This is a genomic window from Streptomyces sp. NPDC052910, assembly GCF_055585605.1.
In genome coordinates this window covers 521,048-545,875 of the sequence record NZ_JBVJJR010000001.1, presented here as the reverse complement: position 1 = coordinate 545,875, position 24,828 = coordinate 521,048, and the positions used below count along the sequence as shown (strand labels likewise).

16 protein-coding genes are annotated in these 24,828 nt (G+C 74.4%); 10 read left to right on the top strand and 6 right to left on the bottom strand.

Annotation, left to right across the window (positions count from 1 at the left end):
* Positions 1-182 precede the first annotated feature (182 nt).
* The 3 genes from ACZ6X9_RS02300 to ACZ6X9_RS02290 all read left to right on the top strand — a co-directional run bounded on the left by ACZ6X9_RS02300 (position 183) and on the right by ACZ6X9_RS02290 (position 4,102).
* On the top strand, positions 183-1,397 hold the full coding sequence (locus ACZ6X9_RS02300; RefSeq protein ID WP_469776024.1) for an NAD(P)-dependent malic enzyme: 1,215 nt from the start codon (positions 183-185) through the stop codon (positions 1,395-1,397).
* A 280-nt stretch (positions 1,398-1,677) separates the two neighbouring features.
* Positions 1,678-2,640 carry a zinc-binding dehydrogenase gene (locus ACZ6X9_RS02295; RefSeq protein ID WP_469776023.1) on the top strand — a complete coding sequence of 321 codons (963 nt, stop codon included), beginning with the start codon at positions 1,678-1,680 and terminating at the stop codon, positions 2,638-2,640.
* Between the two features lie 7 nt (positions 2,641-2,647).
* Positions 2,648-4,102, top strand: a complete 1,455-nt coding sequence (locus ACZ6X9_RS02290) for a cellulase family glycosylhydrolase (RefSeq protein WP_469776022.1) — start codon at positions 2,648-2,650, stop codon at positions 4,100-4,102.
* Between the two features lie 361 nt (positions 4,103-4,463).
* On the opposite strand, the gene ACZ6X9_RS02285 is transcribed toward ACZ6X9_RS02290, so the two are convergent.
* Both ACZ6X9_RS02285 and ACZ6X9_RS02280 read right to left on the bottom strand, forming a co-directional pair.
* Positions 4,464-5,393, bottom strand: coding sequence for a helix-turn-helix transcriptional regulator (locus ACZ6X9_RS02285; RefSeq protein ID WP_469776021.1), 930 nt, complete (start codon positions 5,391-5,393; stop codon positions 4,464-4,466).
* Positions 5,393-6,295, bottom strand: a complete 903-nt coding sequence (locus tag ACZ6X9_RS02280; protein ID WP_469776020.1) for a DUF4097 family beta strand repeat-containing protein — start codon at positions 6,293-6,295, stop codon at positions 5,393-5,395. The genes ACZ6X9_RS02285 and ACZ6X9_RS02280 overlap by 1 nt, the downstream gene beginning before the upstream one ends.
* 229 nt (positions 6,296-6,524) lie before the next feature.
* Here ACZ6X9_RS02280 and ACZ6X9_RS02275 point away from each other — a divergent pair, with 229 nt between their 5' ends.
* Positions 6,525-7,349: a hypothetical protein gene (locus ACZ6X9_RS02275; protein WP_469776019.1), complete on the top strand. Its 825-nt coding sequence runs from the start codon at positions 6,525-6,527 to the stop codon at positions 7,347-7,349.
* Positions 7,350-7,537: 188 nt separating this feature from the next.
* On the opposite strand, the gene ACZ6X9_RS02270 is transcribed toward ACZ6X9_RS02275, so the two are convergent.
* Positions 7,538-7,717 carry a DUF6104 family protein gene (locus ACZ6X9_RS02270; RefSeq protein WP_004937694.1) on the bottom strand — a complete coding sequence of 60 codons (180 nt, stop codon included), beginning with the start codon at positions 7,715-7,717 and terminating at the stop codon, positions 7,538-7,540.
* Between the two features lie 159 nt (positions 7,718-7,876).
* Here ACZ6X9_RS02270 and ACZ6X9_RS02265 point away from each other — a divergent pair, with 159 nt between their 5' ends.
* From ACZ6X9_RS02265 to fxsT, 6 genes are all read left to right on the top strand, one after another.
* A complete protein-coding gene (locus tag ACZ6X9_RS02265; protein ID WP_469776018.1) occupies positions 7,877-8,257 on the top strand; it encodes a CU044_2847 family protein in 381 nt (126 codons plus the stop codon).
* 17 nt (positions 8,258-8,274) lie between these two features.
* A complete protein-coding gene (locus ACZ6X9_RS02260) occupies positions 8,275-10,404 on the top strand; it encodes a VMAP-C domain-containing protein (protein ID WP_469776017.1) in 2,130 nt (709 codons plus the stop codon).
* Between the two features lie 178 nt (positions 10,405-10,582).
* Entirely contained in the window at positions 10,583-11,590 is a 1,008-nt protein-coding gene (locus ACZ6X9_RS02255; RefSeq protein ID WP_469776016.1) for an AAA family ATPase, read from the top strand.
* A gap of 6 nt (positions 11,591-11,596) precedes the next feature.
* Positions 11,597-14,779: an SAV_2336 N-terminal domain-related protein gene (locus ACZ6X9_RS02250; RefSeq protein WP_469776015.1), complete on the top strand. Its 3,183-nt coding sequence runs from the start codon at positions 11,597-11,599 to the stop codon at positions 14,777-14,779.
* 822 nt (positions 14,780-15,601) lie between these two features.
* Positions 15,602-16,915 (top strand): aKG-HExxH-type peptide beta-hydroxylase, encoded by a 1,314-nt coding sequence (locus ACZ6X9_RS02245; protein ID WP_469776014.1) that lies wholly within the window; start codon positions 15,602-15,604, stop codon positions 16,913-16,915.
* Between the two features lie 66 nt (positions 16,916-16,981).
* On the top strand, positions 16,982-20,002 hold the full coding sequence (gene fxsT / locus ACZ6X9_RS02240) for an FxSxx-COOH system tetratricopeptide repeat protein (RefSeq protein ID WP_469776013.1): 3,021 nt from the start codon (positions 16,982-16,984) through the stop codon (positions 20,000-20,002).
* Positions 20,003-20,048: 46 nt separating this feature from the next.
* Here fxsT and ACZ6X9_RS02235 read toward each other — a convergent pair whose 3' ends face one another.
* From ACZ6X9_RS02235 to ACZ6X9_RS02225, 3 genes are all read right to left on the bottom strand, one after another.
* Complete coding sequence (locus ACZ6X9_RS02235) at positions 20,049-20,249, bottom strand: helix-turn-helix domain-containing protein (protein ID WP_469776012.1); 201 nt, start codon at positions 20,247-20,249, stop codon at positions 20,049-20,051.
* Positions 20,246-20,830: a Uma2 family endonuclease gene (locus ACZ6X9_RS02230; protein WP_469776011.1), complete on the bottom strand. Its 585-nt coding sequence runs from the start codon at positions 20,828-20,830 to the stop codon at positions 20,246-20,248. The genes ACZ6X9_RS02235 and ACZ6X9_RS02230 overlap by 4 nt, the downstream gene beginning before the upstream one ends.
* A 123-nt stretch (positions 20,831-20,953) precedes the next feature.
* Positions 20,954-24,745 carry a multifunctional oxoglutarate decarboxylase/oxoglutarate dehydrogenase thiamine pyrophosphate-binding subunit/dihydrolipoyllysine-residue succinyltransferase subunit gene (locus ACZ6X9_RS02225; protein WP_469776010.1) on the bottom strand — a complete coding sequence of 1,264 codons (3,792 nt, stop codon included), beginning with the start codon at positions 24,743-24,745 and terminating at the stop codon, positions 20,954-20,956.
* Positions 24,746-24,828: the final 83 nt, after the last annotated feature.

The window sequence follows — 24,828 nt, the reverse complement described above, 5'->3', positions numbered from 1 at the left end:
CGCGTCGTGCAGCGCGCCCGGTGTCCGCACTCCCCCGCACCGCGCCCCCGCGCGCGGGCCGCCCGACGGCGGTCGCGCCGGCGCCCCGGCCACCGCCGGGGCAGTGGACACCTCGCCCGGCCGCCCCCCACTCCAGGGGCGGATATACCCTCGATGGACATCTCGACAAAGGGGTCAAGAAAGTGGCAGCGGAGATCGTCAATCCTCTCAGCGGGAGTGGTACGGAGGAGGGTGCTCAGGACGAGCCCTTCGATCCGGCCTTCGCGCTGCACCGCGGCGGCAAGATGGCGGTGCGGGCGACCGTGCCCGTGCGGGACAAGGACGACCTGTCCCTCGCCTACACACCGGGCGTCGCCAAGGTGTGCACCGCGATCGCGGAACAGCCCGAACTCGTCCACGACTACACCTGGAAGTCCCAGGTCGTCGCCGTGGTCACGGACGGCAGCGCCGTCCTCGGCCTCGGGGACATCGGTCCCGAGGCGTCCCTGCCCGTGATGGAGGGCAAGGCCATCCTCTTCAAGCAGTTCGGCGGCGTGGACGCGGTGCCGATCGCGCTCGACTGCCGGGAGGTGGACGAGCTCGTCGAGACCGTCGTCCGCCTCGCGCCGTCCTTCGGCGGCGTCAACCTGGAGGACATCTCCGCCCCCCGCTGCTTCGAGGTCGAGCGGCGGCTGCAGGAGCGGCTGGACATCCCCGTCTTCCACGACGACCAGCACGGCACCGCCGTCGTCACCCTCGCCGCCCTGCGCAACGCGGCCAAGCTGACCGGACGCACCCTCGGTGACCTGCGCGCCGTCATCTCCGGCGCCGGCGCGGCCGGTGTCGCCATCGCGCGCATCCTGGTCGAGGCGGGCATCGGCGACGTGGCCGTGTGCGACCGCAAGGGCATCGTCTCCCGGGACCGCGCGGACCTGACGGACGTCAAGCGGGAACTGGCCGGCTTCACCAACAAGGCCGGGCTCGCCGGCTCCCTGGAGGCGGCCCTCGACGGCGCGGACGTCTTCATCGGCGTCTCCGGCGGCACGGTCCCCGAGGCGGCGGTCGCGACGATGGCGGACAACGCGCTGATCTTCGCGATGGCCAACCCCAACCCGGAGATCCACCCGGACGTCGCGCACAAGTACGCGGCCGTGGTGGCCACCGGGCGCAGCGACTACCCGAACCAGATCAACAACGTGCTCGCCTTCCCCGGGATCTTCGCGGGCGCTCTCCAGGTGCGCGCCTCGCGGATCACCGAGGGGATGAAGCTGGCCGCCGCCGAGGCGCTGGCGGCGGTCGTCGCGGACGAGCTGAGTGCGGACTGCGTCATTCCGTCGCCGTTCGACGAGCGGGTCGCTCCGGCGGTCACGGCCGCCGTGGCCGCGGCGGCGCGGGCGGACGGGGTCGCGCGGCGGTAGCCCTGCGGGCGGCTGTGCCCCGGCCCCTCCCCTTCCCGTTTCTTGCGGGGGCGAGCCCCCGCACCCCCGAAGCGCCCTGCGGGCGCTGTCCTCAAACGCCGGACGGGCTATCTCAGCCTGTCCGGCGTTTGAGGACGAGCGGCGGAGCCGCGACAGGGGGTCTGGGGCGTAGCCCCAGGAAGCGGCGAAGGGGCGGGACCGGGGCACCCCCGCCGTGACGCGAGCCGCGTCACACCGCGCCACCGTTCCCCCGGGCCAACAGCCCCGCTAGGTTCGCACCATGTTCGCCGCCTATGCCGCACGCATCGACCGGGACCAGCCGCTCAACGGACTCGAGCTGGGCGAACGCCCCGAGCCCGAGGTCCGTCCCGGCTGGACGACCGTCACCGTCAAGGCCGCCTCCCTCAATCACCACGATCTGTGGACCCTGCGCGGAGTGGGGATCAAGGAGGACGCCTTCCCGATGATCCTCGGCTGTGACGCCGCCGGGATCGACGAGGACGGGAACGAGGTCGTCGTCCACTCCGTCATCGGCCAGACCGGCCACGGAGTCGGCCCGGACGAGCCGCGCTCGCTGCTGACCGAGCGCTATCAGGGCACGTTCGCCGAGCGGGTCGCCGTCCCGGCCTGGAACCTGCTGCCGAAGCCGAAGGAGCTCTCCTTCGAGGAGGCCACCTGCCTGCCCACCGCCTGGCTGACCGCCTACCGGATGCTGTTCACCAACGCGAACGTCCGACCCGGGCAGAGCGTCCTGGTGCAGGGCGCCGGCGGCGGCGTGGCCACCGCCGCGATCGTGCTGGGCGCGGCGGCGGGCCTGCGGGTCTTCGCGACCAGCCGGGACGAGGCCAAGCGGCGGCGCGCCGTCGAACTGGGCGCCGAGGCCGCGTTCGAGCCGGGCGCGCGGTTGCCGCACCGGGTGGACGCGGTCATCGAGACCGTCGGCGCCGCGACCTGGTCGCATTCGGTCAAGTCCCTCAAGCCGGGCGGCACGCTCGTCATCTCCGGTGCCACGAGCGGTCCGAACCCGTCGGCCGTGGAGCTGACCCGGGTCTTCTTCCTGGAGTTGAGGATCGTCGGCTCGACCATGGGCAGCAAGGAGGAGCTGGCGGACCTGCTGGCGTTCTGCGCGGCCACCGGCGTCCGGCCGGTGATCGACTCCGTGCTGCCGCTGGACCGGGCCCGCGAGGGGCTCGAAAGGATGGCCGAGGGCGAGCTGTTCGGGAAGGTCGTCCTGACGGTATGACCGTCGGATGCGGACGAGACGTGTGCGCCGCCCGGGGCCCGTCATGGCCTCGGCGCTCGCGCTGCTGACAGTTGTCGCACCACTCGCCACTCCGACATCACGAGCCGACGCCGCCCCCGCGGCGCCGGCCGCGCCGGGTGACGGAATCCCCCCGCTGACCGACGACGACGGGCGGACTCTCACCCTCCGCGGCTGGAACCTCGCCGACAAGGACCACCGCGGCGACCGCGCCCTGGAGGACATCACCGAACGCCACCTCCGGGACCTGTCGGCCCGCGGCTTCGACTTCGCCCGGCTCGCGGTGTTCTGGGACGACCTCGAACCCCGGCCAGGACGCTACAGCGAGCGCTACCTGCGGAAGATCGAACGGATCCTGGACTGGGCGGCCCGGTACCGCGTCAAGGTCGTGATCGACGCCCACCAGGACGTCTACGGGCCCGCGTTCGGCGGCCACCGGGGCATCCCCGAGTGGGCCACCCGCACCGACGGCCTGCCCTACCGGCCGCACCCCGACGACTGGTTCGCCGAGTACTACGAGCCCGGCGTGCAGGCCGCGTTCGAGCACCTCTACGAGGACGCGGACCTGCGACGGGCCCAACAGCGAATGTGGCGGGTGCTCGCCGGCCGACTGGCCCGCCACCCCGCCCTGTACGGGTACGACCTGATCAACGAACCGATGGGGAAGGTGCGTCCGGGCGAGGACCTGCCGGCCGCCGCCCGCCGGGTGGAGGCCACCCAGATCACCGCCATGTACAACCGGCTCGTCGCGGCCGTCCGCACGGTCGACCGGAAGCACCGGATCCTCGTCGAGCCCACCCCCGTCGTCGGCGAGGGCGTCCCGACCTCCCTCGGCCGGATCGAGGACCCGGCCGGCCGGATCGTCTACGCGCCGCACTTCTACGAGACCTCCATGGAGACCGGCGCCGACTACGACCCGGCGGCCCGCTGGATCGAACGCTACGAGGCCGCCGTCGTCCGCTACCCGCGCGAGCGGCGGATCCCCGTCGTGGTGGGGGAGTGGGGGCCGCCCGACAGCACCCTCCCGAACATGGGCCGCTACTACGCGGACGCGCTCGCCTCCCTCGACCGGTACGGCTCCGGCTGGGCGGGCTGGACCTGGTGCTACGGCGGCGGCTACTGCGCCCTGGACCGTGACGGCCGGTTCCGGCGGCACAAGGAGAGCACGGCCCGGCCGTACGCGCCGGCCGTCGCGGGCTCGGTGCGGGTCTCGTCGTACGACCCCGCGGGCGGCGGCTACCGGCTGAAGTACACCGCCTCGGCGGCGGGCGGCAGCCGGACGGAGCTGTCGCTGCCGCCTTCGCCGCGCGGCTGGCGCGTCACGGTCTCCGGACCGGCCCGCCCGGATGCGGCGCGCGTCCGCCCGGACGAACGGGGGCGGGTCACGGTGCGGGCCCGGCCGGGCGCGGTGGTCGAGGTCCTGGCCCGGCCGGACGGACCCTGAGGCGCGGCGGCCGCCCACACCGGCGGCCCGCCCCGCTGCTCTCGAATTCACTACGGACGGCCCGGCGCGTTCCGGCGCTCCCCGGGGTGCGTCCCGCGCCGCCACCGTTCTTCGGCCGGGGTGTGGGTCTCGCCGGGGTGCCGGAACAGGTCGGCCGAGACGGCCTTGCGCCGGTGCGCGGGAAGGCCGGTGCCCGAGGGCCCGTGGAGGACGAGGAGTTCCGTCGGCCGGGCCGGGCCGGGGGCGGGGGTGTGCCGTCGATCGCCATGCCGGGTTCATCGACTGGGGCGGCCCGGAGGAAACGGCCGCGCCCCGCCGAAGTCGATCAGATGGGGTGGTGCGCCGCGGTGCGCCCCGGGCGTCACTTCCGCAGCAGTGATCCCATCTTCACCGCCGCTTCCGCCAAATGCTCGCGGCACTGCTCCAGTTGGTCGGCCGTGACTCCATGGTCCCGTGCCGCGTCGCGGACTTCGTCGCGGAAACGGTCCAGCAGGCGGTCGAGGTCGCGGGCCGGGTCGGCGGAGTGGGTGTAGTCCACGGACACCCAGTCGGGGGCGTCCGCACGCTCGACGCGTACCGTCGGGGCCTCGGGGCCGGGACGGCCGCCCGCCAGGGTGCCGAGCTCCTTGGCGAGCGCGGTGACACCCTCCACGAGGCCGGTCGGCCAGTCGCCGCGCCGGGCGTGCTCGCGGACCTGCTCCTGGACGCGCTCCTTGATGCGGAGCACCTCCTCACGGGTGTGCTCCTGGGCCTGTCGCGCCTGGCGGCGGGCTTGCTGGGCCTCCTGATGGGCCCGCCGGCTCTCCTCCTTCGCGCGGCGTGCCTGCTCCTTCCACTCCTCCTTGGCCCGGCGCAGCTCCTCCTTCATCCCGGCGAAGTGGTCGCCGGCGTCGGTGCCGTCCGACCGCAGCCGGTCCGTCGCCTCGCGCAGCTCGCGGCGGAGGGCGCCGGCCGCGCCGCGCACGTCCTCCTTGATGTCGGCGGCGAGGGCGGTGACGGACTCCTGGATCTCCCGCTCCAGGCCGGCCAGTTCACTAGCGCGGTCGGCCAGCTCGGCGCGGCCCGCGTCGGTGATCGCGTACACCTTGCGGCCGCCCTCGGTGGTGTGGGTGACCAGGCCTTCGGCCTCCAGCTTGGCCAGGCGGGGGTAGACCGTGCCGGCGGACGGGGCGTAGAGCCCCTGGAAGCGCTCCTCCAGCAACCGGATGATCTCGTAGCCGTGGCGCGGGGCCTCGTCCAGCAGCTTCAGCAGGTAGAGGCGGAGGCGGCCGTGGGCGAAGACGGGGGGCATCAGAGGACCTTTCCCTGGGCGGGGGCGTCGGCGGGGGCTTCGGGCCGGTCGGCGGGGGCGTCGGCGGCCGGGGGCCTGCGCAGGACGGCGACGGCCCCCGAGACGCTGGACACCCGCACGCGGCCGGTGGCCCGGCCCAGGCGGCCGGTGAGGCGCCGGCCGGCCCACTCGCCGGCCGGCCGGAGCTCGTCGAAGGCGTTGGACACGGCGCCGGTGGCACTGCCCGCCTCCACGGCGGCGTCCGTCGAGCCGGGCAGGCGCAGGGCGACGTCGCCGGAGACGGTGGTGAGGTCCAGGGTGGGCGCCGGACCGGTTCCGGCCCCCTCTCCGGCGGGTTCGGCGAGGTCGATGACGATGCCGCCGGAGACCGTCTCGGATTTCACCGCCTCGCTCCGGCAGTCGACGAGGGTGAGCTCACCGGAGACGGAGTTGTGCCGCAGCGTTCCGGAGAGCGACTGGGCCTCCACGTCGCCGGAGACCGTGTCGGCCCGGACCGGGCCGGTCAGGCCCACCAGCGTGGAGTTCCCGGTGACGCTGCGGACCTCCGTGACGCCGGCGACACCGGACACGACGGCGTGCGCCCCGACGACGCCGACCTTGACGCGGGTGCCGGTGGGGACGGCCAGCGTGACCGTGACCGACCGGTGGCGGATGCCGTGGCCGATCCGGCTGAGGATGTTCTTCCAGGCGAGGTCCTCGTACCCGACGGTCAGCGCTCCATCCTTGTGGGTGACAAGGAGAGGCGCCCCCGAGTGCGCGGAGAGCTCCAGGCGGGCGGGGCCCGTATCGGTGCCGACGATGTTGACGGCGCCGTTCGCGAGGCGCACCTCCAGGGAGGTGACCGGCTCCTCGAAGGTCAGGTTCTCGGGTGCGGTCAGCGACCACTCCGACGGGGTGGGCATGCGGGCCTCCTGTGCAGCACGGGCCGGTGAGGATGGTTCGGGCCGGTACGGGGTGGGGTGCGGCGGGCGGTCGGGGCTGGTGTGAGCAGGCGTACGGACGCGGTTGGCGCGACCGGCGGGGCGTACGGTGCGACGCCACGGCATATCGCGTCTTATCGCGTCTCCGGGGAAACACGATATATCGCGGACCGGTGAAGTCAAGCCCGGCGCGGTGGCATAGCGTTGGCGCATGTCCGCTACCGATCACATCCCGGCCGCGGGGCTGCTGTTGCTCTGCCGGGCCGCCCCCGACCGCGTACGACCCGCCGCGCAGTCGCTGCGGCGGCCGATGCTCCTGGCCCCGGCGGGCGAGGGCTGGAGCGTCCTGGTGCCCGCGGCGGAATCCTGGCGGGAGACCGGCACCCACCTGGCGGCGGTCGCGGGGGACTGGGCGCACGCCCTGACGGTGGCCGACAACTGGCCGGTCGTCGGGCTGTGGTGGGACGCGGACGGCGCGGGGTTCGTGGTGGCGGCGGGCTTCCGCCGCACGGTGGGCCACACCTGGCTGCCGGACGGCACCCCGCTCGGCGAGGAGGAGGCGCTGTCCGCCCTCCGGACCCGGCTCGGGCTCGACCCGGTGCTCGACGGGGCGGCGCTCGACCGGCTGACGGCGCCGGACGCGGAAGCGGACGGGGCCGCCCGCGTGCTCGGTCTCGCCGCCGTCCTGACCCGGGCGGGTCTCCAGCTCGGCCCGGGCGTCGTGCCCGGCTTGGCCGCCGGCCGGCTCTGCGAGGCGGCCGGCGCGCTGCCGGACGCCGAGCCCGTGGACTGGCCCGGGTGGCGGGCGGCGGTCTGCGGCGGGCTGGGCGCGGCCGAGCGGAGTGCGCTGGGGGCGTGGACGCGGGGGCCTCGGGCCCGGGCTCTCGGTACGGCCGAGGTCGCGGCCGGTGTCGTGCTGTTGGCCTGGTCGCGGGGTGGTTTGCGGCGCCGGTGGCGGGCGGCGGGTGTGGTGCTCGTCGCGGATGGCGCGTTGACGTTGCTCTACGACCGGTGGCGTGCGGGGCGGGTCGCCTGAGGCGCGGCCCCGCGCCGGGGGGATGCGCCCCAGCCCCGCCCTTTCACCGTTTCCTGCGGGGGCGGGCCCCCGCACCCCCGAAGCACGCTGCGCGTGCTGTCCTCAAGCGCCGGACGGGCTGGAGGGGGCCGGCGTCCTCAAGCGCCGGACGGGCTGAAGGGGGTCGGCGTCCTCGAACGCCGGACGGGCTACTCGTCGTCCTCGTCGTCCAGCCGCGCCAGCCACGTCGCCAAGCGCTCCACCGGTACCTCGAAGTCCGGGTTGAGGTCCACGAAGGTGCGGAGCTGTTCGGCGACCCAGCCGAGGGTGACTTCCTCCTCGCCTCGTCGGTTCTCCAGCTCCTCGATGCCGCGGTCGGTGAAGTACAACGCTCTCTCCGTCAACAGGGGGCCACGATCGTCCCCAGGATAGGCGGGGGACGGCCGTGCCCGGAGCCGGGCGTTGGCCACGGCCTCTCGCGCCCGTCACGTCCGAGGACTAGCCTGCTGCATCATCGCGGTGACAACGCGACGACGGGGGGACGCGTGATGGACGGGATCACCCAAGTGCGGCTCGACGACGGCACGGTCGTGTGGGCCAGGATCAGCGAGGCGCAGGAGCTGCGCTCGCCCGGCAGCGGCGGTTACCAGGACTCCACGGCGGCGCGCCGCGTCGCGCAATTGGCGAGCGGGCTCGCCGACACGGTGCGCGGGGTCGTCGACTCGCTGCGCATGGGGGTCGCGGCGGCCCGGCCACAAGAAGTGCAGGTGCAGTTCGGCCTGGAGCTCTCCGCGCAGGCCGGCCAGGTCGTCAGCCTGATCACCGACGCGGGCGGCAAGGCGTCGATCAACGTGACGCTCACCTGGAGGGAGAGCGGACCGGCCGCCGGCGGCGCCCCCGGGGCGCCCACGACCCCCAGTGCTCCTTGAACCCCCATGAAGCCACCGTGCGCCGGTCCGTCGTCCGCGTCGCCGGGGCCGGCGGCGGGCAGGGGTCCGTGGACGACCGGTTCTGGGGCACGGGGTTCTTCATCGCCCCGGGCTGGGCCCTGACCTGCGCCCACGTGGTGGGGAACGGGGGCGGCGGCGTGCTGGACGGCACCACGGCCGTCGAGATCACGGACGGGGACGAGCGCGTCCACGAGGGCCGGGTGGTGTTCGTACTGCCACGCCCGGACGACCCCGACCGCCCGCCGGACCGCTGGCCGCTGCCCGACCTGGCGCTGGTCGAGGTCGCGGACGCGGACGACGCCGAGTGCCTCTGGATGAGCGACCGTTCGGCGGTCGTCCCGGCCGACGTGGGCGTCTACGGCTGGTCGCGGGAGACCGGGCGACTGGGCTGGCGCTACGGCACGGGCACCGCCACCGGCGGGGACGGGAGCGGCCGGGCGATACTGCTGCGCGGCGAGATCCCCGTGGAGGGCTGTTCCGGCGGCCCGGTGGTGGACACCGGCCGGGGTGCGGTCATCGGGGTGAGCAAGGGGCGCGGGGCGCACCACGGGCTCGCGGTGCCGGTCACGGCCCTGCGCCGGATCGCCGAGGACCGTCCGGGGCGCGACCGGCTGCACTCCGTCGTCCGCGCGCACGACCGCTACCACCTGCGGCACTACCGCTCCGTGGGCACCGGCCGGAGCTGGACCGGCATCCAGAAGGGGCTGCGGCCGGCGGTCGAGGGCTTCACCCCCGTGCTGCGCACCCAGTTGTTCGCCCGCCTCGCCGAGCTCACCCAGCCCCGTACGCCCGGCGAGGTGATGGCCCTGGTCGACCAGGCCAAGAGCCGGGTGATCCAGGACCCGTACCAGCCGGGCGTCGAGCACGACCCGCGCACCTGGCGCGAGGGCGTCGGCCTCCTCTACGACCTGCGGGACGGCGCCGAGGGCCGCGGTGACCGCACGGGCTGGCCGGGCGCCGGCACCGGACCCGGCCGGGACCTGGAGCTGGAGGCGGTCCTGCTCTACGCGGCCTGGGTGGCGGCGGCCGTGAGCAGGCTCGGCGACCCGGCCGACGCCGGTCCGCTGAGCGAGCTGGCCGGCTGGCTGACCGGCAAGGCGGACCAGGTGCAGGACGTCGTCCGCAAGGAGGTCCAGCGGATCCTGCACGGCCACTCCGACCCGGGACCGGACCGGCCCGTGCCGTCCGCCGGCGTCGTCCTGGCCAAGGACCGGCCGGGGCCGGTGGAGCCCGCGGAGGAGACCGACCCGCGCGCCCGGGCCGATGTGCTCGTCGAGATCGACGCCCTGATGTACGGCGACCGCTACCCGTGGCGCGTCAAACTGCTCGGACACGACGACCGGATCACCCCGTTCCGCGACGACGTCCACGGTGCCCGCCGAGCGGAGCTCCGGGAGGCGCTGCGCGGGCCGATAGCCGATGCGCTGCTCCAGGGCGACGTCGGCGAGCACCTGGCGGCGCTCCAAGTCGTCCTGCCCCGGGAGCTGTTCGACGAGCCGGTGGCCGACTGGCGGCTGGTGCCGCCCGGGGCGGACGACGACGGCCTCGACCCGCGCACCCTGCCGCTCGGCCAGCGCCGCGTCGTGGTCGTCCGCGACCGCCGTCGCCGGGACCTGCGGCACTTCCCGGAGTGGCAGCGGCGGTGGAACGGCTGTACGGCCGGGCCGATAACCGCCGTACCGCTGCGCGCGGAGGTGCCCGTCCCCGGGCACGGCGCGCGGCGGCCGGAGAGCAAGCACGCCGCGTACGCCCGGCTCTCGGACGCGGACCCGGCCGCCGTCCCCGTCTACTGCGGGCCGGTCTCGCACGGCGCGGGCGCCTCGGCCCTGGACGCGGCGCTCGCCGCCGGGCACGCGGTGGTGATCTGGCGGGGGTGCGCCGGGGACCACAGCGATTGCGCCGAATTCCTCGACGAGGCGTCCCGACTGGTGTGCGAGGCGGCCACGGCCGAGGGACTCCACCGCCGGCTGCGCAACCTGCGGATTCGCTGCGCCGATCCCGAACAGCCGGACGAGGAGGCGCGCTGGGCACGGTCGGTGGCCCTGCTCCTGGACCCGCCGGAGCGTCCGGGGCCGCCCGGCCCGCCCCTCTCCGAGCCGGGTATGCGCCCGGGAGGCGGCCCGTGAAGGTGTCCCGGCGGAGTGACAGGGAAGTGACAGGGAAACGACGGAGCGAGACGGAAAGGCTCGGCAGGCCGCGCCCGGACCGGTACCGTCGTCCGGGGAGCGGAAGCGGCGACGGCGGAAGCGTGGGGGCCCGGCCGGTGGCGGCCGGAAGAGCCACGCCGGCAACGAGGAGCCCGATGTGAACGATTGGCGCATCTACCGGGGAGCCGGCCTGCCGCACGACGGGGTCCGGCGATTGCCGCCGCCGCCCCCCTGGCGTGACTTCGCCGCGGCCGGGCCCGACACCGGTGCCGGCACGGATCCGAGCGCGGCCCGCCGGCTGGGGGTGCAGCGCCGGCTGGTGGAGAACCACCATCCGCGGCCGGAAGAGGTCGAGGCGGTCAACGCCGCGCTCTACCTGCGCCGTCCGCTCCTGGTGACGGGCCCGCCCGGAACCGGAAAGTCCACTCTGGCCCACGCCGTGGCCTACGAGCTCAGGCTGGGCCGGGTGCTGCGCTGGCCGATCGTCAGCCGCTCCACCTTGCGGGACGGCCTTTACCACTACGACGCCATCGCCCGCCTCCAGGACGTCCAACTGGAGCGGGCCGGGGCGGACGTGGGGGCCGAGCGTCACTCGATCGGCTCCTACCTGCGGCTCGGCCCGCTGGGGACCGCCCTGCTCCCGGCGGAACAGCCCCGCGTGCTGCTCATCGACGAGCTGGACAAGAGCGATCTCGACCTCCCCAACGACCTGCTGAACGTGCTGGAGGAGGGCGAGTTCCGGATCCACGAGCTGGAGCGGATCGCCGACCGCGAGCCCGAGGTCGAGGTCGGCACGGACGACGGCGGCCGGGCCGTGGTCCGCGACGGCCTGGTCCGCTGCACCACGTTCCCGCTGATCGTCCTCACCTCCAACGGCGAACGCGACTTCCCGGCCGCCCTGTTGCGCCGCTGTATCCAGCTCGACCTCGAACCGCCCGGCGAGGAGCAGTTGACCGCGATGGTCCGGGCGCACCTGGGAGACGAGGCGGTGACGGACGGGAGCGAGCTGATCCAGCGCTTCCTGCGGCGGGAGCCCGGCGAGGTGGTCGCCGCCGACCAGTTGCTGAACGCCCTGTTCCTCACCCAGCACGCCCCCAGCGCGGAACGCGTCACCCGAGAACGGCTCGCCGACATGCTGATGCAACCGCTGGACCGCCCGAGGTGATGAGCGATGACGGCGCCCCCCGAGCCGTGGCTGGAGGAACTGGTCGGCCGGTTGCGGGCCACCTCCCAGGACCTGACCGCCGAGGAGATAGCCGACGCCGTGTGGCTGGCAGGCCGGATGACCCAGGCCGCCGGGGCGCGGCCCCCGACCGGGGACGGCCCCCGGCGGCCGGCGGCCGGTGACGGTCCCGGCATCGCGGCCGACGGGCCGTCCGGGCCGCCGGACGGCGACCGGGACGCGCACGTGCCCCGGCCGCCCGCCGCGGCCGACGGGGAGCCGGAGACCGTCGCCGTGCGCGCCGACGGGCGGCGGGCGCGGGAGACGGACGGCGCCCCGGCGGGCGGTGCGGCCGGCGAGCGGGGTACGGGCCTGTCCCGCGGTACGGACGCCGCGGAGCGGACGTTCCCGGTCCGGGTGCCCTGCGCCGCCTCCCTGCCCGGCCTGCTAAGCCTGCAGCGCGCGCTGCGGCCGCTGCGCGGCTACCGGCCGCTCGCCGCGCCCCCGCGCGGGCCGCTGGACGAGGACGCCACCGCCGACCGCGCCGCCCGCACGGGCGTCGTCCACCCCGCCTACCGGAGGGGCGAACGGCAGGCGGCGGCCATGCAGTTGCTGATGGACACCTCGGCCTCCATGGTCGTCTGGGAGCGGATGCTGGACGAAATGGAGCAGCTTTGCTCGCAGTTGGGCGTCTTCCGTGACGTCCGGGTGCGCTACCTGCACCGGGCGCCCGACGGCACGCCCCTGATCGCCACCTCGGCGGCCGGCGGCGCCACCGGTCCGTCCCGGCAACGTCCGCGCCCCGCCGACCAGTTCCTCGACCCGTCCGGCCGTCGGCTCACCCTGGTCATCAGCGACTGCGTGGGTCCCCTGTGGCAGGAGGGGCGCGCCCAGCGGCTGCTGCACCGCTGGTCCGCGACCGCGCCGCTGGCCGTCGTCCAGCCGCTGCCGCCCCGGCTGTGGCCGCGCACCGCGCTGCCCGCCGAGGCCGGGACGCTCATCCGCGGCCCGATGTCCGGCGGCCGGCTCGGCTTCGAACCGGACGGTTTCGGTCCGCCGCCCCGGCCGGGCGCGCTGCCCGTGCCCGTCCTGCTGCCCGTCCACGAGGCGCTGGGCGCGTGGGCCCGACTGCTGTCCGGCACCGGGCGCACGGCCGTGCACGGCGCGGCCGGCTGGGTACTCCCTGACCACCCGGCGACGGCCCCGCCGCCCCCCGTGGAGGGCGACGCCCCGACCGCCGACGCCCGGCTGACGGCGTTCCGCGCCTCGGCCTCGCCCGGCGCCCTCCGTCTGGCGACGCACCTCGCGGCCGTCCCCCTGGCGCTGCCCGTGATGCAGATGGTGCAGCGGGCGATGCTGCCCGACACCGGCCCCATGGAACTGGCCGAAGTGCTGCTCGGCGGGCTGCTCTGGCGGGTGCCCGCCCCGGCGGGCACGGACGCCGCCACCGGCCCCTGGTACGAGTTCGCCGACGGCGTGCGCGAGCTGCTCCTCCAGTCCCTCGGCGAGGACGAGGCCGCGCTGGTGCTCAAGCACTGTTCCGACTACGTGGAGCGGCACTTCGGCAAGAGCGCCCGCAACTTCTCCGCCCTCGCGGTCGCACGGCTGCGCGGCCACCCGCTGCCCGACACCGTCACCGACGACCCCGACGGCGCCGACCCCGCCCCGGAACCCGAGCTGTTCGCCCGGGTCCCGGCCCGGGTGGTGCGCTGGTACCGGCCGACACCCCCCAGGACCGGACCCGTCGGCGAGGCGGCCGGCCTGCTGCGCCTCTGGCACGACCAGGGCGACTCCGCCCTGCTGCGCGAGGCCCGCGACCTCGTCGCCCCCCTGGCGACGGCACCGCTCACCGGCGACGGTCGCGACGAGGCGGTCCGCGCCCGGTTCGTGCTCGGCGGCGTCCTGCTGGCCCTGGCCGGCACCGAGGCCGTCCGCGACGACCCCGCGGGCCGCCGCGAGCTGCTGGACCGGGCCGTCGCCCTGCTCGCCGAGGCCCACGCGCACACCCCCGTCGGCACCGGGGAACGCACCGCCGCGGGCACCGACGCGTACACCGCCACCGGTCTCGAACTGGCCGCCGCCCACTGGGCCCGCTGGCGGGCCGACACCGACCGCGCCGACCGGGTCGGACGCGCGGACCAGGCCGCCGGCGCCGGCCACGCCGATCTCCGCGCCGCCGAGGCCGTCCTGCGGGCCCTGCCCGCCCGGACCGACCGCCGGCTGCGGCTCGGCCGGGTGCTGCTGGCCCTCGCCGAGACCGGCACCGAGTCCAGGATCGCGCGCGCCGCCGAGGCGGCCGTCGAACTCCGCGCCGCCTGCGCGCTCCTGGAGGCCGAGGACGCGCCGGACGGGCGGCGCTGCGCCGCCCTGCTGGACCTCGGCCGGGCCCTGCGGCTGGCCGGGGAACCCGCCACCGCCACCCTCGCCGTCCTCGACCGGGCCGCCGGGACCGCCGCCGACGAGCTCCAGTCGCTGTACGCCCACCTCGAACGCGCCCGGGTGCACACCGACGCGGGCGACGGACCGCGCGCCGACGAGGCGTACACCGCCGCCGTCGCCCTCACCGGACGCGACAGCCCACGCCGCTGCGAGCTGCTCACCGAGTGGGGGGAGTCGCTCCTCGGTCGCGCCGAGGCCGCCGGGCCGGCGGGGGACGTCGGAACGGTCTCCCGCGCCGAGGCCGTACTGCGCGAGGCGTACGCCGTGAGCCCCGGGCGCTCGCCGCGCCGCCCGCGCCTCCAACTGCTGCTCGGCCGCGCCCTGGTGCTGCGCTTCGGGCGGCTCGGCTTTCCGCCCGACCTCTACGAAAGCTGCCACCTGCTGGAACAGGCGGCCCGCCGGGCCCCGGACGGTGCCACCCGGGCGGAGGCCTGGCTGGAACTGGGCACCGCCCGGCTCGCCCTCCGGGAGCGCTCGCCCGGCCTGCCGCTGTCCGACGCGGCCGACGCGTTCGCCGCCGCGGCCGAGCAGGCGCGCCGGAGCGCCGGGGACGGCCCCGGCTCCGTCGTCGCCGCCCGCGCCTCGCATCGCCACGGCGAGGCCCTGGAGCGGATGGGGCTGCGCCGGCAGGCCCTCGCCGCGTACCGGGCCGCGGCGGGGGAGTGGCGCGACCTCACCGCCCGGCTGGCGGACGTCCCCTGGGACGAGGTCGCGGCCACCCGGGAAAGCGTCGCCCGCCTTTCCGGCGGATGACCGGACCCGGTCCGAACGGGTTTCCGGATTACGGCGTTCGGGAAGAAACGAGCAGCCGCCGGGGGCCGCCGACCGGAAGCCGGACGGGAGTCGCGGCAGCGACCGTGGCAGGGAGGAGCAGAGGGTGCCCAAGCACAGGAACGCCGCCGCGTCGGGCCCTGCGGGTGGAGCGGGGGCAGCGCCGCCGCTGCCCGACCTCCGCGGCGTCGGCCTGCGCGGCCTGCGCCGCCTCCGGGATCCCGGCCTCACGGCCGCCGTCGACAGCACGCTCCGGCGGCCGGACGAACTGGACGAGACCTGGTACTCAAGCGGCGCCCAGGGAGGCCGCTTACGAGAGCCGGCGGGGGCCGGCGGGACCGGCGCGTGACACGCGGATCACCGGCCGGGGAGCCCGCGGAGAGCGCGCCGCCCGGCCGCCCGGCCGCGCCCGCCGCCGGCGCCTCGCCACCCGGGGGCGGCGGACACTCCGCGCACGGGGCCGGGGCGCGGACTCCGGCACCCCTTCGGATCGCCCCGGACGCCTTCCACCCCGCCGACGTCGTCCCGGCTGACGGCGGGGGGCGGTCCCGGGGAGGCCCCGGCACCGAGGGCGGTGCCCGACCTCCGGAAGGCCGTCGTCCGCCTGATGCGGCCGGGATTCCCGTTGAGGGCCTGATACCTGGCGAGGCCTGGGTTGCCGGTGAGGCCCCGGCCGAGAACGCCGGTCCGGCCACCGGCGCCGTTCCGGCTGACGGTCCGGCTCGGCCCCCCGAAGGCTCCCGTCCCTCCGGCGTCACGCCGTTCTCCGGCGTCGCCCGGGCCCCCACGCCGCTGCCGCTAGCCGTGCGGCTCGTCGCGCCGGACGCGTTGCAGCGGCTCGCGCGGACTCGGGTCACCGGTGACGATCTCGCGCTGCTCCTGCACGCCCTGCACAGCAGACGGCTCGTTCTCCTCAAGTCACTGCTGACACGCCTGGAACGGGAGCCGGACGCCGTGCCCGTCGCCGTGCGGGAGCGGTTCGAGGCGCACTGGAGCCTGATGGAGCGCGCGGAGGAACGGCACGCGCCGGCGGTGCGCGACACCCTCGACTACCCCTCCGTCGGCAACTGGCTGGCCCGCGCCCTGGCCGCGCCCGCGGGTGCGGCGCTCGCCGCCGAGCTGGAGCACTTCGGGGCCGTCGCCGCCGCCGCGGCGCTCCGCTCGGGAGCCGCGTTCACGGCCGAACTCACAGCCCCGGGCGGGTCCTTGGCCCTCCCTGGCATAGGGTTGCTGGAGGCCGGAGCCCCCGTCGTCCGGCTGGCCGCCCGGGCCCGTTCCGCCCGGTTCACGGTCCCCGGCGCCCACCCCGGCCCCGGGCCGGTGCTGCTGCGCGGCGCCCGCCGGGTCACCGGCGCCGGAACGGGCTGGCACGGTCTGCGCCGGCTTCCCGGCGGCCACGCCGTGCTGGACGACCTCGACCCCTACCGCGCCCCGGCCGGCGGCGTGGGCCGGGCCGCCCTGCCGCCCTCCGGCCGCACCGCCGCCGGCGGCCGGGCGTGGACCCGCCGCTGGCGCGCCGCCCTGGGCCTGCTGCGCGCCACCGACCCGCAACGGGCCGCCGAGACCACCGCGCTGCTGCGCTGCGTGGTGCCCGTCGCCCGGCCGGCCGCCGGCGCCGGGGCGGAGACCGAGGTGAGCGCCACCTTCCGGGCGGCCCCCGGCGCCATCCTGGCCACTCTGCCGCGCACCGCCGCCGACCTGGCCGAGGTGCTCGTCCACGAGACCCAGCACACGAAGCTGGCCGTGCTGCACGACCTCGTCCCGCTGCACGACGCCGCCCCCGCGGCCGTGCACCGGGTGGCCTGGCGGCCCGATCCCCGTCCGCTCGCCGGGGTGTTCCAGGGCACGTACGCCCATCTCGCGCTCGCCGAGTTCTGGGACCGGGCGGCCCGTGGGCCCGCCGTGCCGGGAGCGGTGCGGGAGGTGGCGCGCGCCCGCCGTGATTCGTACCGCCGACAGGTCGCGGAAGCGGTGCCCATCCTGCTTGAATCCAGTGAACTGACTCCTGCGGGCCGGGAGTTCGCGACGGGTATGGACCGGCTCCTCGCGGGTCTGGGGCGCACCGGGTACATGGCGCCCGGCATCCCCGGTGCGTCATCATGTGATGACGTACAGTGATGATGCCGCCGCACCGGACCCCCGGGCGGCCGCCCGGGCCACGCGGTGCGAAGGAACGAGGGACGCATGAACACGCAGCGGTATCAGGCCGGCACCGGTGCGCAGGACCGGGTCGGCGAGCACTTCACCATCGTCTTCGCCGGTTTCTACCGGCCCTGGGCGACCTGGATCGCCCACCGGCTGGAGAGCCACGGCCACCGGACGACGCTCCAGCGCTGGGACCCGCCCCGGGAGGTGCCCCTGGAGGCCGCGCTGGGTGACCTGCTGCTGGCGAGCGGCCGGATCCTGCTGGTGCTCAGCGACTGGTTCTTCGAGCTCGGCCCGCGCCGCGAGGACGAGTGGAACGAGGCGTTGCGCGGCGTCGTCGCCGACAACGTCGACCGGTTCGCGGCCGTCAACCTCACCAACCGGGCGCTGCTGCCCGCCACCGCCGTCCTGGAGCCGGCCGACCTCTGGGGCGTCGGCGCGCCGGAGGCCGAGCGCCGGCTCCTCGCCCGGCTCCGGCTTCCCGAGGGCCCGCCCCGGCGCTCCCTCGACCCCGGCCCCGGCTCCCGTTACCCCAACGACCCGCCGGCGGTCTGGGGCGACGTCCCCCGCCGCAACCGGCGCTTCACCGGCCGCGACGACCTGCTCAACCAGGTCCAGGAGCAGCTCATGGACGCCGACCGCGGTACCGCCGTCTGCGCCCTGGTCGGCATGTCCGGTATCGGCAAGACGCAGATGGCCGCCGAGTACGCGCACCGGTTCAGCTCCGACTACGACGTCGTCTGGTGGGTCAACTCCGACACCCGGGGCACCCAGCGGGAGCGGTTCGGCGAGCTCGCCCCCGAGCTGGGGCTGAGCGCCGGTTCCGAGCCAGGCGAGCGCATCCGCGCCCTGCGTGAGGCGCTCCGCCGCGGCGAGCCCTACAAGCGGTGGCTGATCATCTTCGACGGGTGGGACGACATCGACCTCGTCGAGGAGATCCTGCCCTGGGGTCAGGGCCATGTGCTGATCACCTCGCGCAACCGGAGCTGGGACCGGTTCGGCGCCACCATCGACGTCCCCGGCTTCCAGCGGCACGAGAGCACCGGCTACCTGATGCGCCGTGCCCCCCGGCTGACCGCCGAGCAGGCGGACGCCGTCGCCTCCGAGCTCGGCGACGTGCCCATCGCCCTGGTCCAGGCGGCCGCCTGGCTCGGCGAGTCGGACATGGACGTCACCGACTACCTGCGGATGGTCCGGGACGGCGCGGTGGCCGGGCCCGCCGGCCACGGCGACTTCGACGGCCTCCCCGGATCGATGATCACGTCCTGGTCAATACTGATCAACCGGCTCCGCGAGACCCAGCCCCACGCCGTCGAACTGCTCACCCTCTGCACCTCGTTCGGGGCCGGCCGGATCCCGATCGGCCTCATCCGCGTCATGCCGCCGGCCCAGCTTCCCGACAGCCTCGGCTGGCTCGTCTCCGACCTGCCGAGCTGGACGCGGGCGCTGGACACCCTGGTCAACTACTCGGTGTGCACCCGCGAGTCCCGCGACCTGCGCACCACCCAGGCCACCGACCCCGGCCCGGAGCAGGAGTCGGTGCACATGCACCGGCTGGTCCACGACATCGTCGCCCGGCTCACCTCACCCGAGGAACGGCAACTGCACCGGCGGATCGTCCGCCGCATGATCGCCGCCGCAGATCCGGGCAACCCCCAGGACAGCCGGCTCTGGCCGCGCTACGCCGAACTCCTGCCGCACCTGGAGCCCTCCGGCGCGCTCGGCAGCCACGACTACCGGGTCCAGGAGACCGTCCTCAACCTGCTGCGCTACTGCATGCACAGCGGCGAGTTCCGCACCGGTGTCGAACTGGCGGAGCAGATCCGCACGCACTGGTCCGAGATGTTCCCGCCCGAGCACCCCCGGATGGTCGAACTCACCACCCAGCAGGGCAACATCCTGCGCGCGCACGGCGCCTTCCGGGCCGCCTACGAGCTCGACCGGGAGTCCCTGGAACGCCTGCGCGCCCTCCCGGACACCGACGCCAGCAGTCTGATGACGGCCACCAGTTGTCTCGCCGCCGACCAGCGCTTCCTCGGCCAGTACACCGAGGCCCTCCAGATGCAGCGCGAAGTCCTCAACACGGCCCTCGAACTCCTCGGCCCGGAGGACCACACCACCCTGCTCGCCCAGCACAACCTCGGTGTCGGCCTCCGTCTGCTCGGCCGCTACACCGAGGCGTACGACATCGACCTGGAGACCCTGCGCGCCCGCGAGAACCTGCTCCGCGCCCGGCACGCCGCCACCCTGGTCTCCGGCATCGCCTGCGCCCGCGACCTGCGGCTGATGGGCCGCTACGGGGACGCGCTGGCCCGCCAGGAGCTCGGCATGCGGCTCCACATCCAGGTCCTCGGCGCCAACCACCCGCAGACCCTGCGCGCCCACCACAACCTGCTGCTCTGCCAGCGCCGCGCCGGCTCGCCGCAGGACCTGACCGGCGCCATGACCGGCCTGCTCGAACAGATGGAGCAGGTCCACGGCCGGGGGCACTACGCCACCATGGGCCTCGTCGTGGACTTCGGCAACTACGCCCGCGAGCACGGCGACCTCCGGCAGGCCCGCGAGCTCATCGAGGAGGGTGAGAGCGGCTTCCGCGCCCTCCTCGGTCCCGCCCACCCCATCAGTACCGGCATGCTCTCCAACACCGGTCTCGTCCTCCAGGCCGCCGGCGAGCGGGCCGAGGCCCTCACCATGTTCGAGTCCGCCTACGCGGGCCTGGCGTCGTCCCTGGGCCACGACCACCCCTGGGTCCTCGGCTGCGCCCTCAACGCCGCCGCCGGACGCAACTTCACCGGCCGCCTGGAGGCCGCCGCCGACCTCAGCCGCGACACCCTCCGCCGCGCCCGCACCGCCCTGGGCCACGACCACCCCTTCACCCTCTCCTGCGAGGTCGCCCTGGCGGCGGACCTCCGAGCGCTGCGGGAACACGAGGAGGCGGAAAAGGTCGAGGAGGACGCCCTGCAACGCCTGGCCCGCACCCTGGGCGCCCAGCACCCGCACGCCCTGTCGGCGCGGCAGCGGTCGCGGCCCTACTGGGACTTCGAGCCGTATCTGGGGTAGGGGTGCACCTCTCCGGTAGGCGGTTCCCGCGGAGACGGGTTCGCGCCTACCGGCGGGGTGTGAGGCTCACCGTGACGTCACATCCGAGGGCGGTGGCCAGGCGCTGGAGGACCGGAAGGGTCGGTATCGCCTTGCCGGACTCGACGCGCGAGATGAAAGCCTGTCCTGTGCCCGCTCGCGTCGCGAGATCGGCCTGGGAGAGCCCGAGCTCGATCCTTCGCGAGCGGATGAGGGCCGCGGTGTTCACCGCGACGCCGTGTCGTAGCGCGGCAGTTCACCGGTATCGATGACCCAGTCGCTGATGGTGATCTTGTCGCCGAAGGTGTACGGAACCCTCGCACCGTACTCCGGGACACCGTTTTGGGAGGCGATGGCCCAGTAGTGGACGCAGGTACCGTCACGGGGGTCGACGATCAGGTAGTGCGGGATATTGAGCCGGGGGTAGTGGCGCAGCTTGCTCTCGTAGTCGTTCTCCGGGTTGGAGGGAGAGACGATCTCGACGGCCGCGAGCAGGGCCTTGGGGTCGATGGCGTCATCCGTGTCCATGGCGGCTTCGGGGAGGACGAGGACGTCGGGGCGGCGCAACTGGCCGAGGTCGGCCGCCTCGATGTCGCCCGAGGTGGTGGCGACGATCCCGGGGGGAAGCTGCGGCTGGAGCTGGCGTTCGATGCGCAGGGCCGCGAGATCGTGGCGGCCGGCCGGGATCGTCGTCATGAGGATCTGGCCGTCGCTGATCTCGACATGTGAACTCAGAGGCGCCGGCGGCGTGAAGCGTTCGGTCAGTGAGCGCAGGTGGCGGTAGGTCTCCTCGCGCGGCGCGGCCGTCATGACGCCACCCTAGGCGACGCGGTCGGAGCAAGGGCTCCCGACCGAACGGGCCGGGGCCCGTACCGCCGGTGAAAGCGGTACGGGCCCCGGCCCGTGTGCGACAGAGGCGGACGGATCCGCGGATCAGCTCTCGAAGACCTCCGCGACCAGCGCCGCCTGCTCCGCCTGGTGGCGCTTGGCCGAGCCGACCGCCGGGGAGGAGGAGTGCGGGCGCGAGACGCGGCGCAGGCGCTCGCGGGCCGGGATGTCGGCGCCGACCGCCAGATCGAGGTGGTCGATCAGGTTGAGCGCGATGAACGGCCAGGCGCCCTGGTTCGCCGGCTCCTCCTGCGCCCAGATGTACTTCTCGGCGTTGGGGAACTTGGCGATCTCCGCCTGGAGCTCGGCACCCGGCAGCGGGTACAGGCGCTCGATGCGGATGAGGGCGGTGTCCGTGGCGCCGCGCTTCTGCCGCTCGGCGTCCAGGTCGTAGTAGACCTTGCCGGAGCAGAAGACGACCTTGCGGACGTCGGCCGCGTTCACCGTGGCGTCGCCGATCACCGGGCGGAAGCCGCCGGTGGTGAACTCCTCCGCCTTGGACGCCGCGGCCTTCAGACGCAGCATCGACTTCGGGGTGAAGACGATGAGCGGCTTGTGGTGCGGGTTGTGCACCTGCCAGCGCAGGAGGTGGAAGTAGTTCGACGGCAGCGTCGGCATGGCGACCGTCATGTTGTTCTGGGCGCAGAGCTGGAGGTAGCGCTCGATCCGGGCCGAGGAGTGGTCCGGGCCCTGGCCCTCGTAGCCGTGCGGGAGGAGCAGGGTGACGCCGGACGTCTGGCCCCACTTCTGCTCGCTCGACGAGATGAACTCGTCCACGATGTTCTGCGCGCCGTTGGCGAAGTCGCCGAACTGCGCCTCCCACAGGACGAGCGCGTCCGGGCGGGCCAGCGAGTAGCCGTACTCGAAGCCCATCGCCGCGTACTCGCTGAGCAGCGAGTCGTAGACGTTGAAGCGCGCCTGGTCCTCGGAGAGGTAGAGCAGCGGGGTGTAGTCCTCGCCGGTCCGGCGGTCGACGAGCACCGCGTGGCGCTGGCCGAAGGTGCCGCGGCGGGAGTCCTGGCCGGAGAGGCGGACCGGGGTGCCCTCCATCAGGAGGGACCCGAAGGCGAGGGTCTCGCCCATGGCCCAGTCGATCGTGCCGTCCTCGACGCTGGCCGCGCGGCGCTGCAACTGCGGCAGCAGACGCGGGTGGACGGTGACGTTCTCCGGCAGGTTGACCTGGGACTCGGCGATCCGCTTGACGACCTCCTGGGAGATCGCGGTGTTCACCGGGACCGGGAACTCGGCCTGCGGGGCCGGCACCTCGGCCGACGCGGGCGCCGAGGTGGCCTCGCGGACCTCGGTGAAGACCTTCTCCAACTGGCCCTGGTAGTCCTGCAGGGCCTGCTCGGCCTCCTCCAGGGTGATGTCGCCCCGGCCGATCAGCGACTCGGTGTACAGCTTGCGCACCGAGCGCTTCTTGTCGATCAGGTCGTACATCAGCGGCTGGGTGAACGAGGGGTTGTCGGCCTCGTTGTGGCCCCGGCGCCGGTAGCAGATCAGGTCGATGACGACGTCCTTGTTGAACGCCTGGCGGAACTCGAAGGCGAGCCGCGCGACGCGGACCACGGCCTCCGGGTCGTCACCGTTCACGTGGAAGATCGGCGCCTCGATCATCCGGGCGACGTCGGTGCAGTACATCGACGAGCGCGAGGACTCCGGCGGCGCGGTGAAGCCGACCTGGTTGTTGATGACGATGTGCACGGTGCCGCCGGTGCGGTAGCCGCGCAACTGCGACATGTTCAGGGTCTCGGCCACGACGCCCTGGCCCGCGAAGGCCGCGTCGCCGTGCAACTGGACCGGCAGGACGGTGAAGTCCGTGCCCGCCTTGCCGATGATGTCCTGCTTGGCGCGGGCGATGCCCTCGACGACCGGGTCGACCGTCTCCAGGTGGGACGGGTTGGCGGCCAGCGAGACCTTGATCTGCTCGCCGTCCAGGCCGGTGAAGGTGCCCTCGGCGCCCAGGTGGTACTTGACGTCGCCGGAGCCGTGCATCGACTTCGGGTCGAGGTTGCCCTCGAACTCCCGGAAGATCTGCGCGTAGGACTTGCCGACGATGTTGGCCAGCACGTTCAGCCGGCCGCGGTGGGCCATGCCGATGACGGCCTCGTCGAGGCGGGCCTCGGCGGCCGCGTCCAGCACCGCGTCCAGCAGCGGGATGACGGACTCGCCGCCCTCCAGCGAGAAGCGCTTCTGGCCGACGTACTTGGTCTGCAGGAACGTCTCGAACGCCTCGGCCGCGTTCAGGCGGCGGAGGATCCGCAACTGCTCCTCGCGCTCCGGCTTGGAGTGGCCGCGCTCGACCCGGTCCTGGATCCACTTGCGCTGCTTGGGGTCCTGGATGTGCATGAACTCGATGCCGGTGGTGCGGCAGTACGAGTCACGCAGCACGCCCAGGATGTCGCGCAGCTTCATCATCGACTTGCCGGCGAAGCCGCCGACCGCGAAGTCGCGCTCCAGGTCCCACAGGGTGAGGCCGTGCTCGGTGATGTCCAGGTCGGGGTGCTTGCGCTGGCGGTACTCCAGCGGGTCCGTGTCGGCCATGACGTGGCCGCGCACCCGGTAGGCGTGGATCAGCTCGAAGACGCGGGCGGCCTTGGTGACGTCGTCGTCGTGCGAGGCGTCGATGTCCTTGAGCCAGCGGACCGGCTCGTAGGGGATCCGCAGCGCCTCGAAGACGTCGTCGTAGAAGCCGTTCTCGCCCAGCAGGAGCTGGTTCATGATCCGCAGGAACTCGCCCGACGCGGCGCCCTGGATGACGCGGTGGTCGTAGGTCGAGGTCAGGGTCATGACCTTCGAGATGCCCATCTTGTTCAGGGCGTCCTGCGAGGTGCCCTGGAACTCAGCGGGGTAGTCCATCGCGCCCACGCCGAGGATGAGGCCCTGGCCGGGCATCAGGCGCGGCACGGAGTGCACGGTGCCGATGCCGCCGGGGTTGGTCAGCGACGCGGTGACGCCGGTGAAGTCCTCCATCGTCAGCTTGCCGACGCGGGCGCGGCGGACGATGTCCTCGTAGGCCTGCCAGAACTCGAAGAAGTTCAGGGTCTCGGCCTTCTTGATGGCCGCCACCACGAGCTGGCGGTCGCCGTTCGGCTTCACCAGGTCGATCGCCAGGCCCAGGTTGACGTGCTCGGGCTTGACGAGAGTGGGCTTGCCGTCCTTCTCCGTGAAGGAGTAGTTCATCGACGGCATCAGCTTCAGCGCCTGCACCATGGCGTAGCCGATGAGGTGCGTGAAGGAGACCTTGCCACCCCGGGCGCGCTTGAGGTGGTTGTTGATGACGATGCGCTGGTCGAACAGCAGCTTCACCGGGACGGCGCGGACGGACGTGGCCGTCGGCAGCTCCAGCGAGGCGTTCATGTTCTTGGCGACCGCGGCGGCGGGGCCGCGCAGCGTCACGTACTCGGGGCCGGCCGGGGCCTCGGTCGCGGGCGCCGCGGCGGGCTTGGCCGCGGGCTTCGCGGCGGCCGGCTTGGCGGGCGCGGCCGGGGCCTGCGCCGGAGCGGCCTGCGCCGGAGCGGCGGCGGCCGGCGCGGGCGCGGCGGCGGGCTTGGCCGCGGCGGGGGCCGCGGGTGGCTGCGGAGGAGCGGCCGGGGCGGCGGGAGCCGTACCCCCGGTCACCCCCTGCTGCACGGCCGGCGCGTTGGCGTCCTTGCCCGGCTTGTAGTCGGCGAAGAAGTCCCACCAGGCTCGGTCGACCGAGTTCGGGTCCTGGAGGTACTGCTGGTAGATCTCGTCGACGAGCCACTCATTGGGACCGAACACATCAGCAGGACTCTTGCCCTGCCCGTCTTGGTCGGTCGAAGTGCTCGAGGTGTTCGGGGACTGTGGCGACACGGCGGCAACCGCCCTCTTCCGCTTCCTAAGGTGGTGGACAGCGGGAATAAAGGCTACGCCTGTCCGCTGCCCTGATGCAGGCC

Coding starts and splice junctions, on each gene's coding strand:
- fxsT (WP_469776013.1), top strand. CDS start 16,982: ATGAACACGCAGCGGTATCAGGCCGGCACCGGTGCGCAGGACCGGGTC.
- ACZ6X9_RS02285 (WP_469776021.1), bottom strand. CDS start 5,393: ATGCCCCCCGTCTTCGCCCACGGCCGCCTCCGCCTCTACCTGCTGAAG.
- ACZ6X9_RS02280 (WP_469776020.1), bottom strand. CDS start 6,295: ATGCCCACCCCGTCGGAGTGGTCGCTGACCGCACCCGAGAACCTGACC.
- ACZ6X9_RS02295 (WP_469776023.1), top strand. CDS start 1,678: ATGTTCGCCGCCTATGCCGCACGCATCGACCGGGACCAGCCGCTCAAC.
- ACZ6X9_RS02290 (WP_469776022.1), top strand. CDS start 2,648: ATGCGGACGAGACGTGTGCGCCGCCCGGGGCCCGTCATGGCCTCGGCG.
- ACZ6X9_RS02275 (WP_469776019.1), top strand. CDS start 6,525: ATGTCCGCTACCGATCACATCCCGGCCGCGGGGCTGCTGTTGCTCTGC.
- ACZ6X9_RS02250 (WP_469776015.1), top strand. CDS start 11,597: ATGACGGCGCCCCCCGAGCCGTGGCTGGAGGAACTGGTCGGCCGGTTG.
- ACZ6X9_RS02265 (WP_469776018.1), top strand. CDS start 7,877: ATGGACGGGATCACCCAAGTGCGGCTCGACGACGGCACGGTCGTGTGG.
- ACZ6X9_RS02230 (WP_469776011.1), bottom strand. CDS start 20,830: ATGACGGCCGCGCCGCGCGAGGAGACCTACCGCCACCTGCGCTCACTG.